The 13,888-nt window shown below is 73.0% G+C and carries 10 protein-coding genes; 2 read left to right on the top strand and 8 right to left on the bottom strand.

Translation table 11 applies throughout. The annotated features are described in order from the left end of the window. Positions 1-56: 56 nt before the first annotated feature. Positions 57-872: a hypothetical protein gene (locus ACFZCF_RS07290; RefSeq protein WP_391285230.1), complete on the top strand. Its 816-nt coding sequence runs from the start codon at positions 57-59 to the stop codon at positions 870-872. An 81-nt stretch (positions 873-953) separates the two neighbouring features. On the opposite strand, the gene ACFZCF_RS07285 is transcribed toward ACFZCF_RS07290, so the two are convergent. The 6 genes from ACFZCF_RS07285 to ACFZCF_RS07260 all read right to left on the bottom strand — a co-directional run bounded on the left by ACFZCF_RS07285 (position 954) and on the right by ACFZCF_RS07260 (position 8,524). Beyond that, complete coding sequence (locus ACFZCF_RS07285; protein ID WP_019075209.1) at positions 954-1,136, bottom strand: DUF6104 family protein; 183 nt, start codon at positions 1,134-1,136, stop codon at positions 954-956. 89 nt (positions 1,137-1,225) lie between these two features. Continuing rightward, entirely contained in the window at positions 1,226-5,026 is a 3,801-nt protein-coding gene (locus ACFZCF_RS07280) for a multifunctional oxoglutarate decarboxylase/oxoglutarate dehydrogenase thiamine pyrophosphate-binding subunit/dihydrolipoyllysine-residue succinyltransferase subunit (protein WP_391285228.1), read from the bottom strand. Positions 5,027-5,294: 268 nt separating this feature from the next. After that, positions 5,295-6,389 (bottom strand): ATP-binding protein, encoded by a 1,095-nt coding sequence (locus tag ACFZCF_RS07275; protein WP_388436427.1) that lies wholly within the window; start codon positions 6,387-6,389, stop codon positions 5,295-5,297. Next, a complete protein-coding gene (locus ACFZCF_RS07270) occupies positions 6,386-7,120 on the bottom strand; it encodes a response regulator transcription factor (protein WP_388436424.1) in 735 nt (244 codons plus the stop codon). Before ACFZCF_RS07270 ends, ACFZCF_RS07275 begins: the two co-directional genes overlap by 4 nt. A 60-nt stretch (positions 7,121-7,180) precedes the next feature. Further along, positions 7,181-7,864, bottom strand: coding sequence for a spermidine synthase (locus ACFZCF_RS07265; protein WP_391285224.1), 684 nt, complete (start codon positions 7,862-7,864; stop codon positions 7,181-7,183). A gap of 147 nt (positions 7,865-8,011) precedes the next feature. Beyond that, positions 8,012-8,524 carry a hypothetical protein gene (locus tag ACFZCF_RS07260; RefSeq protein WP_388436419.1) on the bottom strand — a complete coding sequence of 171 codons (513 nt, stop codon included), beginning with the start codon at positions 8,522-8,524 and terminating at the stop codon, positions 8,012-8,014. A gap of 222 nt (positions 8,525-8,746) precedes the next feature. Here ACFZCF_RS07260 and lon point away from each other — a divergent pair, with 222 nt between their 5' ends. Next, a complete protein-coding gene (lon, locus tag ACFZCF_RS07255) occupies positions 8,747-11,158 on the top strand; it encodes an endopeptidase La (RefSeq protein WP_391285221.1) in 2,412 nt (803 codons plus the stop codon). Positions 11,159-11,540: 382 nt separating this feature from the next. Here lon and ACFZCF_RS07250 read toward each other — a convergent pair whose 3' ends face one another. After that, positions 11,541-12,695, bottom strand: a complete 1,155-nt coding sequence (locus ACFZCF_RS07250; protein ID WP_391285219.1) for a glutamate--cysteine ligase — start codon at positions 12,693-12,695, stop codon at positions 11,541-11,543. A 253-nt stretch (positions 12,696-12,948) separates the two neighbouring features. Continuing rightward, positions 12,949-13,839: a lytic polysaccharide monooxygenase gene (locus ACFZCF_RS07245; protein ID WP_391285217.1), complete on the bottom strand. Its 891-nt coding sequence runs from the start codon at positions 13,837-13,839 to the stop codon at positions 12,949-12,951. Positions 13,840-13,888: the final 49 nt, after the last annotated feature.

Below are 13,888 nucleotides of genomic sequence, written 5' to 3'. Positions count from 1 at the left end.
GACAGGGTCGAGCCGAACACCTCCGTACACGGACAAACTGGCCTAGGTTGGAGGCCATGAACGCGACTTCCGGACCCAGCCCCGCCGGGGCGCTGCTGCTGTGCCGAGCCGATCCCCCCACGGTCCGGCCGCCCGCCCAGCTCCTGCGCGAGCCGCTGCTCCTCGCCCCCGCCGGAGACGGCTGGAGCGTCCTCGTACCGGAGGGAAAGCCCTGGCAGGACGGCGGGGAGCCGGTCGAGCGGGTCGTCACCGGCTGGGCCACGGCCCTCGCCGTCTCCGCCGCCGGCTGGCCCGTCCTCGCCCTCTGGTGGGACGCGGACCGCGCCGGGACCACCCTGGCCGCCGGCTTCCGCCGCACCGTCGGCTACACGTGGCTCGCCGCCGGCACCCCGGCGGGCGAGGACGAGGCCATGCGGACCCTCGCCGACCGCCTCGCCCTCGATCCCGTCCTCGACGTCCAGGCGCTGGAGCCGCTCACCCTCCCCGACCCCGAGGCCGACTCCCGTACCCGCCTCCTCGGCCTCGTCGCGGTCCTCGCCCGCACCGGCCTGGCCCTGCCCATCGGCCTCGATCCCGGCGAGGCCCCCGACCGGCTCCGCGCGGCCGCCCTCGCCGCCGGCGCCGAGCAGCTGGAGTGGCCCGGCTGGCGCGAGGCCGTCCTCGACGAGCTCGACGTGGTGGAGGAGGGCCCGCTCGGCCCGTACGTGCGCGGGCCCAGAGCGCGCTTCCTCGGCGGCGTCCAGCTCGCCGCGGGCGTGCCGCTGCTCCTGTGGGGCCTCGGCCGGCGCAGCGGCGGCTGGGCCACGGCGGGAGCCCTCCTCGTCGCCCACGGCGCCCTCGGCCTCGCCTACGACCGGCTGCGCGAGCGCTGACGGCCCCCGACGTGACGGCCCCCGACGTGACGGTGCCCCCCTCCGTGTCCGCACGGAAGGGGGCACCGCCAGGGGTCGGGCCTACTCGTCGTCGTCCTCGTCGTCCAGACGGGCCAGCCAGGTCGCGAGGCGCTCGACCGGCACCTCGAAGTCGGGGTTGAGATCGACGAAGGTCCGCAGCTGCTCGGCGAGCCACTCGAAGGTGACCTCCTCCTCGCCGCGCCGCTTCTCCAGTTCCTCGATGCCACGGTCGGTGAAGTACATGCGATCCAGGATAGGCCCGCCCGGACACGCCGGAGGCCCGGCACCCCTCGGGATCGAGGGGTGCCGGGCCTCCGCGCGAGGCGCCGACGTCAGGCGTCGAAGACCTCGTTGACCAGCTGCTGCTGCTCGGCCTGGTGACGCTTGGCAGAGCCGACCGCCGGGGACGAGGAGTGCGGGCGGGAGATCCGGCGCAGGCGCTCGCCCGCCGGGATGTCCGCGCCGACCGCCAGGTCGAGGTGGTCGATCAGGTTGAGCGCGATGAACGGCCACGCACCCTGGTTCGCCGGCTCCTCCTGCGCCCAGATGTACTTCGCCGCGTTCGGGTACTTGGCGATCTCGGCCTGGAGCTCGGCACCCGGCAGCGGGTACAGGCGCTCCAGACGGATGATCGCGGTCTCCGTGTCGCCGCGCTTCTGACGCTCGGCCTCCAGGTCGTAGTAGACCTTGCCGGCGCAGAAGACGACCTTGCGGACGTCGGCCGGGTTGGCCGTCGCGTCGCCGATGACGGGGCGGAAGCCGCCGGAGGTGAACTCCTCCACCTTGGACGCCGCGGCCTTCAGACGCAGCATCGACTTCGGGGTGAAGACGATGAGCGGCTTGTGGTGCGGGTTGTGCACCTGCCAGCGCAGGAGGTGGAAGTAGTTCGACGGCAGCGTCGGCATGGCGACCGTCATGTTGTCCTGGGCGCACATCTGGAGGAAGCGCTCCGGGCGGGCGGACGAGTGGTCCGGGCCCTGGCCCTCGTAGCCGTGCGGGAGGAGCAGGGTGACGCCGGAGGTCTGGCCCCACTTCTGCTCGGCCGAGGAGATGAACTCGTCGACGACGGTCTGCGCGCCGTTGACGAAGTCGCCGAACTGCGCCTCCCAGACCACCAGCGAGCTCGGGCGGGCCAGCGAGTAGCCGTACTCGAAGCCCATCGCCGCGTACTCGCTGAGCAGCGAGTCGTAGACGTTGAAGTGGGCCTGGTCCTCGGCCAGGTAGAGCAGCGGGGTGTAGTCCTCGCCGGTCTCCTGGTCGACCAGGACCGCGTGGCGCTGGCCGAAGGTGCCGCGGCGGGAGTCCTGGCCCGACAGGCGGACCGGGGTGCCCTCCATCAGCAGGGAGCCGATGGCGAGGGTCTCGCCGAAGCCCCAGTCGATGGTGCCGTCGTCGATCGAGGCCGCGCGACGCTGCATCTGCGGCATCAGACGGGGGTGGACCGTGATCCGCTCCGGGATGTTGACCTGCGACTCGGCGATCCGCTTCACGACCTCCTGGGAGACCGCGGTGGTGACGGCGACCGGGAACTCGGCCTGCGCGTCCGGCACGTGGGCCGGCGCCGGGGCGGCGGTGGCCTCGCGGACCTCCGCGAAGACCTTCTCCAGCTGGCCCTGGAAGTCCTGGAGCGCCTGCTCCGCCTCCTCCAGGGTGATGTCGCCGCGACCGATGAGCGACTCGGTGTACAGCTTGCGCACCGAGCGCTTCTTGTCGATCAGGTTGTACATCTGCGGGTTGGTGAACTGCGGGTTGTCGCCCTCGTTGTGACCGCGGCGGCGGTAGCAGATGAGGTCGATCACGACGTCCTTGTTGAACGTCTGGCGGAACTCGAAGGCGAGCCGCGCGACGCGGACCACGGCCTCCGGGTCGTCGCCGTTCACGTGGAAGATCGGCGCCTCGATCATGCGGGCCACGTCGGTGGCGTACATGGAGGAGCGGGACGACTCGGGAGCCGCCGTGAAGCCGACCTGGTTGTTGATGACGATGTGGACCGTGCCGCCGGTGCGGTAGCCGCGCAGCTGCGACATGTTCAGGGTCTCGGCCACCACGCCCTGGCCCGCGAAGGCCGCGTCGCCGTGGAGGGCGACGGGCAGGACGGTGAAGTCCGTGCCGCCCTTGTTGATGACGTCCTGCTTGGCGCGGACGACACCCTCCAGGACCGGGTCGACCGCCTCCAGGTGGGAGGGGTTGGCGACCAGGGAGACCTTGATCTCCTCGCCGTCGAGACCGGTGAAGGTGCCCTCGGCGCCCAGGTGGTACTTGACGTCGCCGGAGCCGTGCATCGACTTCGGGTCGAGGTTGCCCTCGAACTCGCGGAAGATCTGCGCGTACGACTTGCCGACGATGTTCGCGAGGACGTTGAGGCGGCCGCGGTGGGCCATGCCGATGACGACCTCGTCCAGGCGGGACTCGGCGGCGGAGTCGATGACCGCGTCGAGCAGCGGGATGACGGACTCGCCGCCCTCCAGGGAGAAGCGCTTCTGGCCGACGTACTTCGTCTGCAGGAAGGTCTCGAAGGCCTCGGCGGCGTTCAGGCGGCGGAGGATGCGGAGCTGCTCCTCGCGCTCCACGCGCGCGTGGGGACGCTCGACGCGGTCCTGAATCCACTTGCGCTGCTTCGGGTCCTGGATGTGCATGAACTCGATGCCGGTGGTGCGGCAGTACGAGTCGCGCAGCACGCCGAGGATGTCGCGGAGCTTCATCATCGACTTGCCGGCGAAGCCGCCGACCGCGAACTCCCGCTCCAGGTCCCACAGGGTGAGGCCGTGCTCGGTGATGTCCAGGTCGGGGTGCTTGCGCTGCTTGTACTCCAGCGGGTCGGTGTCGGCCATGACGTGGCCGCGGACCCGGTAGGAGTGGATGAGCTCGAAGACGCGGGCGGCCTTGGTGACGTCGTCGTCGTGCGAGGCGTCGATGTCCTTGAGCCAGCGGACCGGCTCGTAGGGGATCCGCAGCGACTTGAAGATGTCGTCGTAGAAGCCCTGCTCGCCGAGGAGGAAGTTGGCGACGATGCGCAGGAACTCGCCGGACGCGGCGCCCTGGATGACCCGGTGGTCGTAGGTCGACGTCAGGGTCATGACCTTGGAGATGCCGAGCTTGTTCAGGGTGTCCTGGGAGGTGCCCTGGAACTCCGCCGGGTAGTCCATCGAGCCGACGCCCATGATGACCGACTGTCCGGGCATCAGGCGGGGGACGGAGTGGACGGTGCCGAGGCCGCCGGGGTTGGTCAGCGAGACCGTGACGCCGGTGAAGTCCTCCATCGTCAGCTTGCCCACGCGGGCGCGCTTCACGATGTCCTCGTACGCCTGCCAGAACTCGAAGAAGTTGAGCGTCTCCGCCTTCTTGATGCCGGCGACGACGAGCTGGCGGTCGCCGTTCGGCTTCACCAGGTCGATGGCGAGACCGAAGTTCACGTGCTCCGGCTTGACCAGGGTCGGCTTGCCGTCCTTCTCCGCGAAGGAGTAGTTCATCGACGGCATGGCCTTGATGGCCTGCACCATGGCGTAGCCGATGAGGTGGGTGAAGGAGATCTTCCCGCCCCGGGCGCGCTTCAGGTGGTTGTTGATGACGATCCGGTTGTCGAAGAGCAGCTTCACCGGGACGGCGCGGACGGACGTGGCCGTCGGCATCTCCAGCGAGGCGTTCATGTTCTTCGCGACGGCGGCGGCCGGGCCGCGGAGCGTGATCAGCTCGGGGCCGGCGGGCGCCTCGGCGGCCGGGGCGGGCGCGGCGGCCGGGGCCGGCTTCGCGGCTGCCGGAGCGGCCGCGGCGGGCTTCGCCGGGGCAGCGGCGGCGGGAGCCGGGGCGGCGGCCGGAGCCGGAGCGGCCGGAGCGGCCGGGGCGGGCACGGCGGCGGCCTGAGCGGCAGGTGCGGCCTGTGCGGGGCCCGCCTGCGGCGCCGAGGGCGCGGCCGTGGTGGTGGCGGCCGGGGCGGACGGGGTCTCCGCCGCACCCGGCTTGTAGTCGGCGAAGAAGTCCCACCAGGCACGATCGACCGAATTCGGGTCCTGGAGGTACTGCTGGTAGATCTCGTCGACGAGCCACTCATTGGCGCCGAAGGCGGCTGCGGGGCTCACGCCACGCCCGTCTTGGTCGGCCGGGGAGCTCGGGGTACTGGGGGACTGAGACGACACGGCGGCAACCGCCCTCTTCCGCTTCGCAAGGTGATGGACAGCGGAAATAAAGGCTACGCCTGTCCGGCCGGGACGTGCAGGCCGGGCACTCCAACGTCGTGCAAGTCACACTTGACGGCGTGTTTCGATGCCATGAATGGCGGGAAACAACCGTGGTTCCGCTTCTGTGAGGGTACGGAAAAGCCCGGGCTGCGGCCTCCTTCGGCCGCTCCCTGACCACGTCTGCCCGTGAACACGCAGAACGTTCGCTTCCGGTTCGAACCCTACGTCAATCGAGAAGGGGAAGGCTGCCTGGAAGAGTGACCCGGATCCGGCATCCACGTGAGGATTCGGCCACGCCGATCCCGCCACCGTGGAGATCCACCGCCCAGCGCGCGATCGCCAGGCCGAGCCCCGTGCCGCCGTCGCTCCCCGGCCCCTGCCGGTCCGGCGCCGTGCCCCGGTTGAACCGCTCGAAGACCTTGTGCCGCTCCGACTCCGGGATGCCGGGACCCTCGTCCTCCACCAGCAGCTCCAGCGACTCCGGGTACGGGCCGCGCCGGGCCCGCACCGTCACGCGACCGTGCGGCGGCGAGTGCTTCACCGCGTTGTCGATCAGGTTCGCCATCACCTGGTGCAGCCGCTCCACGTCCGCGCACGCCGTCAGGTCGGACGGCGACACGTCCAGGTGCAGGTGCACGTCCGTGCGCCGGTGCAGACCGGACGTCGACGGCAGCCCGCGCTGAGCGGCGGCCAGGTTCGCCTCCCGCAGGACCCCGGACAGATAGGGCCACACCTCGAAACGGCGCGCCCGCAGCTGGACGACACCGTTGTCGAGCCGCGACAGGTCGAGCAGCGTCTCCACGAGCCGGCCCAGCCGCTCCGTCTGCTTCAGCGCCGAGCGCATCGTCTCCGGATCGGCCTCCGAGACCCCGTCGACCACGTTCTCGAGGACGGCCCGCAGTGCCGCGATCGGCGTGCGCAGCTCGTGCGAGACATTGGCGACCAGCTCCTTGCGGTGCCGGTCCACCGCCTCCAGGTCGTCCGCCATGCGGTTGATCGTCGAGGCCAGGTCGCCCAGCTCGTCGCGCCGGTCGGCGCCCCGCACCCGCCGCGAGAAGTCGCCCCGCGAGATCGACCCCGCCACCGTGTTCATCTCGTCCAGCGGCGCCGTCAGCGACTGCGCCACGAACTGGGTGATGAGCAGCGTCGCGATCATCGCGAAGATCGTGATGTACCGGAACTCGGTGGACGTGCGGATCGCCACCAGGGCCAGTCCCGAGGTCAGCAGCACCGCCCCGACGACCAGCGCCCCCAGCTTCGTCTTGATCGAGATCGCGATCCGGCGCCTGGACCCCCCCGGGCGCCGCGCCGGCCGGTTCACGACGCCGGGGTCTCCAGCGCGTATCCGACACCGTGCACCGTGCGGATCCGCTCGGCGCCGATCTTCCGGCGCAGGGCCTTGATGTGGCTGTCCACGGTCCGGGTGCCGGAGGCGTCCGCCCAGTCCCACACCTCGGCGAGCAGCTGCTCCCGGGAGAGCACCGCGCGGGGGGTGCCGGCGAGACAGACCAGCAGGTCGAACTCGGTCGGGGTGAGGTGCACGTCCTCGGTCCGCACCCGCACCCGGCGCTGCGCGTGGTCGATCTCCAGGTCGCCCAGGCGCAGGGTCCCGCTGCGGGGGGTCACGGCGGCGAGCGCCGCCCGCTCCACCCGGCGCAGCAGCACGTGGACCCGGGCGGCCAGCTCGCGCATGGAGAAAGGCTTCGTCATGTAGTCGTCGGCGCCGACGCCGAGCCCGACCAGCATGTCGGTCTCGTCGTCCCGGGCGGTGAGCATCAGCACCGGCACCGGGCGCCGGGCCTGCACGCGCCGGCAGACCTCCAGGCCGTCGAAGCCGGGCAGCATCACGTCGAGGACCATCAGGTCCGGCTGCCAGGCCTCGGCGGCCTCCACGGCCGCGGGGCCGTCGGTGGCCGTCTGCACCAGGAAGCCCTCGGCGCGCAGCCGGGCGGAGACCGCCTCCACGATCGTCGCGTCGTCCTCGACGACCAGGACGCGCCGCTGGGCCCCCGGAGTGGCCGCACCCTGATGACCGGTGTGTGTCTGCTCCATTGCCCCGCCTCGCGTCGCCGATGTCGGTGCAGCAGCCTAGAGGTAGCCGCGGCGTCCCGGCTACGCAGGCCTGATGCCGAGGTGGACCACGTCGGGGACGCCCCGGGCAACCGCGACCTCTTCGGTCCGTACCCCGCTGAATCCGGCATTCCGCAAGGACTCCTCGAAATCGGCGGACGGCCGCGCCGACCACACGGCGAGCACGCCGCCGGGGTTCAGACGGGCGGCGCAGAACGCCAAACCCCATGAGCCGTAAAGGGATTCGTTGTCCTGGGTGACGGTCCAGTCCGGGCCGTTGTCGATGTCCAGGCAGAGCGCGTCGTAGGTGTCGGCGGTGGTCTCCAGGTACGTCACGAGGTCCGTGTGCAGGATCACGGTCCGCTCGTCGGCGAGCGCGCGGCCGGACAGCGAGGCGAGCGGGCCGCCGCGGTGCCAGTCGATGATCGCGTCCTCCCGCTCCACCACCGCGATCCGGCCCCAGCGCGGGTCGGCGGCGGCGTGCGCCAGCGAGAAGCCGACGCCGAGCCCGCCGATCAGGACGGACGCGCCCACGCGCGCGTGCTCGGGCAGCGCCGCCATGGCCGCGTCCACGAGCAGCCGCTCCGAGCGCCCGTCGGAGGTGTCCATCAGGAACGTGCCGTTGGCGATGATCTCGAAGTCGGTGCGGTCCCCGGTGTCGCGGCGCCGCAGGACGACTTCGCCGTACGGACCCTCGCGGCGGTCGAGGGTGACGGGGGTGTTCATGGGCGGTCACTCCGCTTCTCGTCGTGTCGGTACGGGGCGTCCCGGCCATCCTCGCGGAGCACGGGCGCGCGGGACAAACACGTTGTGGAGTCACGGGGTGACGCTGGGGTGGGCGGACGAGGGCGCCGCGGGCGGGCGCCGCGCGGCTCAGGGCGCCGTGGGCGGGCCGCCCTCCGGGAGGGCGTCGAAGACGCGCTGGAGGGCGGCGGGGCGCTCGCCGTCGCCCGCGACGACCGTCCGGTCGTGGTACGTCACCGTGTACTGGAAGCCGTCGAAGACCGGCCGCTCGCTCGGCCGCTCGGGCACGCGCGCGTAGGCGGGGTCCTCCAGTGCGGCCCGCAGCCCGGCGAGCCCTGCGGCGTCCATCCGCCCCGTCCGTGGCTCCCCGCCCCGGGAGCGCAGGGTCCACGACCCGTCCTCCCGCACCGTGAGCCGGTTGTCCACGCCGGCGAATCCGCCGCTCACCGCGACCTCCACCAGGACGGCCCCGGAGCGCGGCTCGGTCGTCCGGGCCGAGGGGTCCGTGCTCGACCCGCTCTTCCCGCCGCCCGGCTCCGGCGGCACGTCGGCGTCCGCGCACCCGCCCACGCCCAGCACCAGCGCCGCCACGACCCCCGGCACCGCGCCCCACACCCGTCGCCGCCTCACCGCATGCTCCATGCGCCGAGCATGCCCGTCCCCGGCCCCCGCCGCAGCCGGAACACGCCACGCACCGGCCCCACGGGGCGGAGCCTCCGCGGCGCCATCCGTCCCACCGGCGGATTCGGCGCTCCCACGTGCGGCGATCCGGTGATCGCTCACAGCGAACAAGACGCGGGGAACATTCGCGGGCTCACATGCATTGAGTCGGCATAACTCAACTTGACTGCCGAAGGGGAGATCATGGCTTCTGAGTCCAAGCCGTCCGCACCGCTGACGCTGCCCGTGCTGCCGCTCGACGACGAGGTCGTGCTGCCCGGGATGGTGGTTCCGCTCGACCTCTCCGACAACGACGTGCGGGCCGCGGTCGAGGCCGCGCAGGCCGCGGCCAAGGGCAGCGGCGTGAAGCCGCGGGTGCTGCTGGTGCCGCGCGTGGACGGGACGTACGCCGGGACCGGCGTGCTCGGGATCGTCGAGCAGGTCGGCCGGCTGTCCGACGGCGACCCGGGGGCGCTCATCCGCGGCATCGGACGGGTGCGGATCGGGGCCGGGACGACCGGGCCCGGCGGGGCGCTGTGGGTCGAGGGGACCGTCGTCGAGGAGACCGTGCCCGACCCGCTGCCCGGCGCCGTGACCGAGCTGGTCACCGAGTACAAGGCGCTCGCCACCACCTGGCTCAAGAAGCGCGGCGCCTGGCAGGTCGTGGACCGGGTGCAGCAGATCGACGGCGTCGGCGCGCTCGCCGACAACTCCGGGTACTCGCCCTTCCTCACCGTCGAGCAGAAGGTGGCGCTCCTGGAGACCACCGACCCCGTCGCCCGCCTCAAGCTCGCCACCGCCCAGCTCCGCGAGCACCTCGCCGAGCAGGAGGTCGCCGAGACCATCGCCAAGGACGTCCAGGAGGGCGTCGACAAGCAGCAGCGCGAGTTCCTGCTCCGCCGCCAGCTCGAAGCCGTCCGCAAGGAGCTGCGCGAGCTCAACGGCGAGAAGGAGGGCGAGGAGTCCGACGACTACCGCGCCCGCGTCGAGGCCGCGGACCTCCCCGAGTCCGTCCGCGAGGCCGCCCTCAAGGAGGTCGACAAGCTGGAGCGGTCCAGCGACCAGTCGCCCGAGGGCTCCTGGATCCGGACATGGCTCGACACCGTCCTCGAACTGCCGTGGAACGAGCGGACCGAGGACCGCTACGACATCCAGGGCGCCAAGGACGTCCTGGACGCCGAGCACGCCGGCCTGGAGGACGTGAAGGAACGCATCACCGAGTACCTGGCCGTCCGCAAGCGGCGCGCCGAGCGCGGGCTCGGCGTCGTCGGCGGCCGCCGCGGCGGAGCCGTCCTCGCCCTCGTCGGGCCGCCCGGCGTCGGCAAGACCAGCCTCGGCGAGTCCGTCGCCCACGCCATGGGCCGGAAGTTCGTGCGCGTCGCCCTCGGCGGCGTCCGCGACGAGGCCGAGATCCGCGGCCACCGGCGCACCTACGTCGGCGCCCTGCCCGGCCGGATCGTCCGCGCGATCAAGGAGGCCGGGTCCATGAACCCCGTCGTCCTCCTCGACGAGATCGACAAGGTCGGCTCCGACTTCCGCGGCGACCCCGCCGCGGCCCTCCTCGAAGTCCTCGACCCGGCGCAGAACCACACCTTCCGCGACCACTACCTGGAGGTCGAGCTCGACCTCAGCGACGTGGTCTTCCTCGCCACCGCCAACGTGCTCGAAGCCATCCCCGAGGCCCTGCTCGACCGCATGGAGCTGGTCCGCCTCGACGGCTACACCGAGGACGAGAAGGTCGTCATCGCCCGCGACCACCTGCTGCCCCGGCAGCTGGAGCGGGCCGGCCTGGAGACCGGCGAGGTGACGATCGACGAGGCCGCGCTGCGCAAGCTGGCCGGCGAGTACACCCGCGAGGCCGGCGTCCGCACCCTGGAGCGGGCCGTCGCCCGGCTGCTCCGCAAGGTGACGGCCCAGCACGAACTCGGCGACCGCGAGCTGCCGTTCACGGTCACGCCCGAGGACCTGCGGGACCTCATCGGGCGCCCGCACCACGTGCCCGAGTCCGCCCAGGACCCGTCCGAGCGGCGCACCGCCGTCCCCGGCGTGGCCACCGGACTCGCGGTGACCGGCGCAGGCGGCGACGTCCTCTTCGTGGAGGCGTCCCTCGCCGACCCGGAGACCGGCGGCGCCGGGCTGACCCTCACCGGCCAGCTGGGCGACGTGATGAAGGAGTCCGCGCAGATCGCGCTCTCCTTCCTCCGCTCGCACGGCGCGGAGCTGGAGCTGCCCGTCACCGGCCTCAAGGACCGGAGCGTGCACATCCACTTCCCGGCGGGCGCGGTCCCGAAGGACGGCCCGAGCGCGGGCATCACGATGACGACCGCGCTGGCGTCGCTGCTCAGCGGCCGGCTCGTCCGCACCGACGTGGCCATGACCGGCGAGGTCTCCCTCACCGGCCGGGTGCTGCCGATCGGCGGCCTGAAGCAGAAGCTGCTCGCAGCGCACCGGGCGGGCATCACCACCGTGGTCATCCCCAAGCGGAACGAGGCCGACCTGGACGACGTCCCGGCCGAGGTCCTGGAGAAGCTGGAGGTCCACCCGGTGACCGACGTCCGCCAGGTCCTGGAGATCGCCCTGGCCCCGGCGGAGGTCCCGGTCCCGGTGGCCGCCTGATCCACCCCGGCCCCGCCGAGGCCCCCGGTACGCGCGCGTACCGGGGGCCTCCGGCGTCCACGGCCGGGGCGGTACGGCCCTTCACGGCCGGCGCCGTGCAGGCCCGTTCCCGCGTGGGGGGCGTACGGTCGCCACGACCCAGCGCCGTCCGACCGTTCCGGCCCGGGGGCCGTACGACCGTTCCGACCCGGGGGCCGTACGACCGTTCCGACCCAAGGGCCGTACGGCTGTTCCTGCCTGGAGGGCCGTACGGCTGTCTACGACCCCGACGCCGTACGACCGTTTCCCCGTGGGGCCCTAAGGCCGTCGCGCCCCCGGTGCCGTAGGCCGTTCCCGCCCGGGGCCCGTACGGCCGTCCACGACCCCGGGCGCGTGCGGACGCTCACGCCGGGGTCGTGCGGCGGACGGCTTCGACGATCACCGAGGCCAGGGTCGGGTCCCCGGCGCGGGCGGCCCGTTGGAGGTCCGCGCCGGTGCCTCGGGCGAGGAGGCGCGCCACGCCCGCCTCGGCGCGCTCCCGGTCGCCCGCGTCCTCCAGGGCGGGGCGCACGTGGTCGAGCAGCGCGTGCAGGACCTCGCCGGCCGGGCGCGGCCGCCAGCTGCGCGGGTCGAGCAGCTCGCCGCCGAGGCCGTACCGGCTGGCCCGCCAGGCCGCGAGCCGCAGCACGACCGTCGAGACCGGGTCGGGGAGCCGGCCCCGCCGCCACTCCCGGGCCGCGGTCTCGACCAGCGCGCGGCTCAGCACCGCGAGCAGGACCGTGTCCTCCAGGTCCAGGCAGACGTCGCCGACCCGGATCTCCACGGTCGGGTAGCGACGGGAGAGCCGGGCGTCGAAGTAGACCATGTGGTCGTCGATCAGCACGTCGCTGGCGAGCATCTCGCGCGTGGTCCGCTCGTACGCCTCCACGTCCCCGTACAGCTCGCTCGGGCCGGACATCGGCCAGCGCTGCCACAGCTGGTGGCGCCAGCTGGCGTATCCGGTGTCGACGCCCTGGAAGTAGGGGGAGTTGGCGCTGAGCGCGAGGAGCGGGGCGAGCCAGGGGCGGATCCGGTCCAGGACGCCCACGCCCTCCTCGGCCGAGGCGAGGTGGACGTGGACGTGGCAGGCGCAGGCGAACTCCTCGTCGACGAGGTGGGCGTACCGGTCGTGGATCCGGCGGTACCGCTCGTCGGGGGTGAGCAGCGGACCGAAGTCCATGGGCGCGGTGGCGAGGGCCGCGACCGCCACCCCGGCCTCCTCGGCGGCGGCCGCGGCCGCGCGCCTGGCCCGGCGCAGCTGGTCGGCGAGCTGGGCGGTGGTGGTGCAGGGGGTCGTGCCGATCTCCAGCTGCTCGGCGTACAGCTCGGGCTTCGCCGGTTCCGGTGCCTCGCCGCGGCGGGGCCCGGCGTCGGCGTGCCAGGCGGCGATCTCGGTGACGGTGCCGGAGAGGGGCTGGGGGAGTCCGGTGTCGGGATCGACCAGGAGGAGCTCCTCCTCCACCCCGAACGTGCGCAGCCCTTCCCCGCGGTGGTAGACCCACCGCTGCTGGTTCCGCATGGAGCGCTCTCCTTCACGGGCGGACGGTGGTGCGGACGGCCGTTCGAACAGAGCTTTCACCAAGGCTGTCCACGAACGTCCCGTCTTCCACCCGTCCCGGTGCAGATGGCGCGAAAACGCCCCCCGGAGCGGGCTCCGGGGGGCGGGGCGGGAGGGGGGCGAGCAACCCTCGGGGGCCGGGGCCTTCCCCGGGGGCCGCCGGAGGGGCGGGGCGGCCCCGTGCCGCGCCCGCCTCCCGCCGGGCCTCCGGCTCCTAGGAGCCGGAGGAGCCGGAGGAGCCGCGGCGGCGGCCCAGGAGGAGGCTGCCCGCGCCGAAGACGGCGAGCGCGCCGGCGCCGGCCAGGGCCATCGGCAGCGGGGAGGCGGGTGCGGCGGAGGCCTCGGCGGAGAGCGCCGGGGGCAGCTCGTCGCCGCCGTGTCCGGCGTGGCTGACCGTGGACAGCTCGGCACCGGCGGCCAGCTCGGCCTCGGTGGGCGCCTCGGCCCTGGCGGCCGTGGCCGCGGCGGCCGTGCCGAAGGTGACGTCCGAGCAGCTGTAGAAGGCCTCGGGGCTGTCGTTGCGCTGCCACACCATGTAGACGACGTGCCGGCCGGTGCGCGCGGGCAGGTTGCCGGTGAAGGAGTAGTAGCCGTCGGTGGCCGTGCGGGTGGTGGGGTACACGGCCGCCGGGGTGGCGTCGAGGTCCGACCACTTCAGCGGCTGGGTCGGGTCGAAGCCGGCCTTGGTGATGTACAGGGTCATCGTGCCGGAGTGGGCGGCGGTGGCGCGGATCCTGAAGTCGAAGGGGCCGGCCTTCACGGGGGTGGCCGCCCAGTCGGTGCGCGCCCAGTCCAGGGCCCGGTACTTCTCGCGGTTCGCCGAGCAGAGCTTGCCGTCCGGGATGACCGCCTTGTGGTTGCCGTCCGCGTTCGCGATGTTGACCTCGTTCCAGTCGTAGAGCGGCTGGGTGCCGGAGTCGGCGACGAGGTCCTTGCAGACCTGCGAGTCGGGGCTCTCGGGGCCCTCGGCGAAACAGGCGGCGATCCGGCTCACGGGGGTGAACACGGCTCCGTGGGCGGCGGCGGTCGTCGGGGTGAGGCCGACGAGGGCCGCGGCGGCGGACAGGGCGGCGACGCCGGCGGCGGTACGGCGGGAGGACGGCATGCGGGGGGCTCTCTCTCGTGCGTGGGGGAGTACGGAACGAGCAACGCGC

This window comes from Streptomyces sp. NPDC007945 (genome assembly GCF_042958885.1).
GTDB lineage: Bacteria > Actinomycetota > Actinomycetes > Streptomycetales > Streptomycetaceae > Streptomyces.
Note: the sequence above shows the minus strand (reverse complement) of the source record. Positions and strands in the feature narration are given on the sequence as shown.

What these genes read in the sequence shown, in the direction of transcription:
- ACFZCF_RS07260 (WP_388436419.1), bottom strand. Translation starts at nt 8,524, where the DNA reads ATGGAGCATGCGGTGAGGCGGCGACGGGTGTGGGGCGCGGTGCCGGGG.
- ACFZCF_RS07250 (WP_391285219.1), bottom strand. Translation starts at nt 12,695, where the DNA reads ATGCGGAACCAGCAGCGGTGGGTCTACCACCGCGGGGAAGGGCTGCGC.
- ACFZCF_RS07290 (WP_391285230.1), top strand. Translation starts at nt 57, where the DNA reads ATGAACGCGACTTCCGGACCCAGCCCCGCCGGGGCGCTGCTGCTGTGC.
- ACFZCF_RS07285 (WP_019075209.1), bottom strand. Translation starts at nt 1,136, where the DNA reads ATGTACTTCACCGACCGTGGCATCGAGGAACTGGAGAAGCGGCGCGGC.
- ACFZCF_RS07265 (WP_391285224.1), bottom strand. Translation starts at nt 7,864, where the DNA reads ATGAACACCCCCGTCACCCTCGACCGCCGCGAGGGTCCGTACGGCGAA.
- ACFZCF_RS07245 (WP_391285217.1), bottom strand. Translation starts at nt 13,839, where the DNA reads ATGCCGTCCTCCCGCCGTACCGCCGCCGGCGTCGCCGCCCTGTCCGCC.
- lon (WP_391285221.1), top strand. Translation starts at nt 8,747, where the DNA reads ATGGCTTCTGAGTCCAAGCCGTCCGCACCGCTGACGCTGCCCGTGCTG.
- ACFZCF_RS07270 (WP_388436424.1), bottom strand. Translation starts at nt 7,120, where the DNA reads ATGGAGCAGACACACACCGGTCATCAGGGTGCGGCCACTCCGGGGGCC.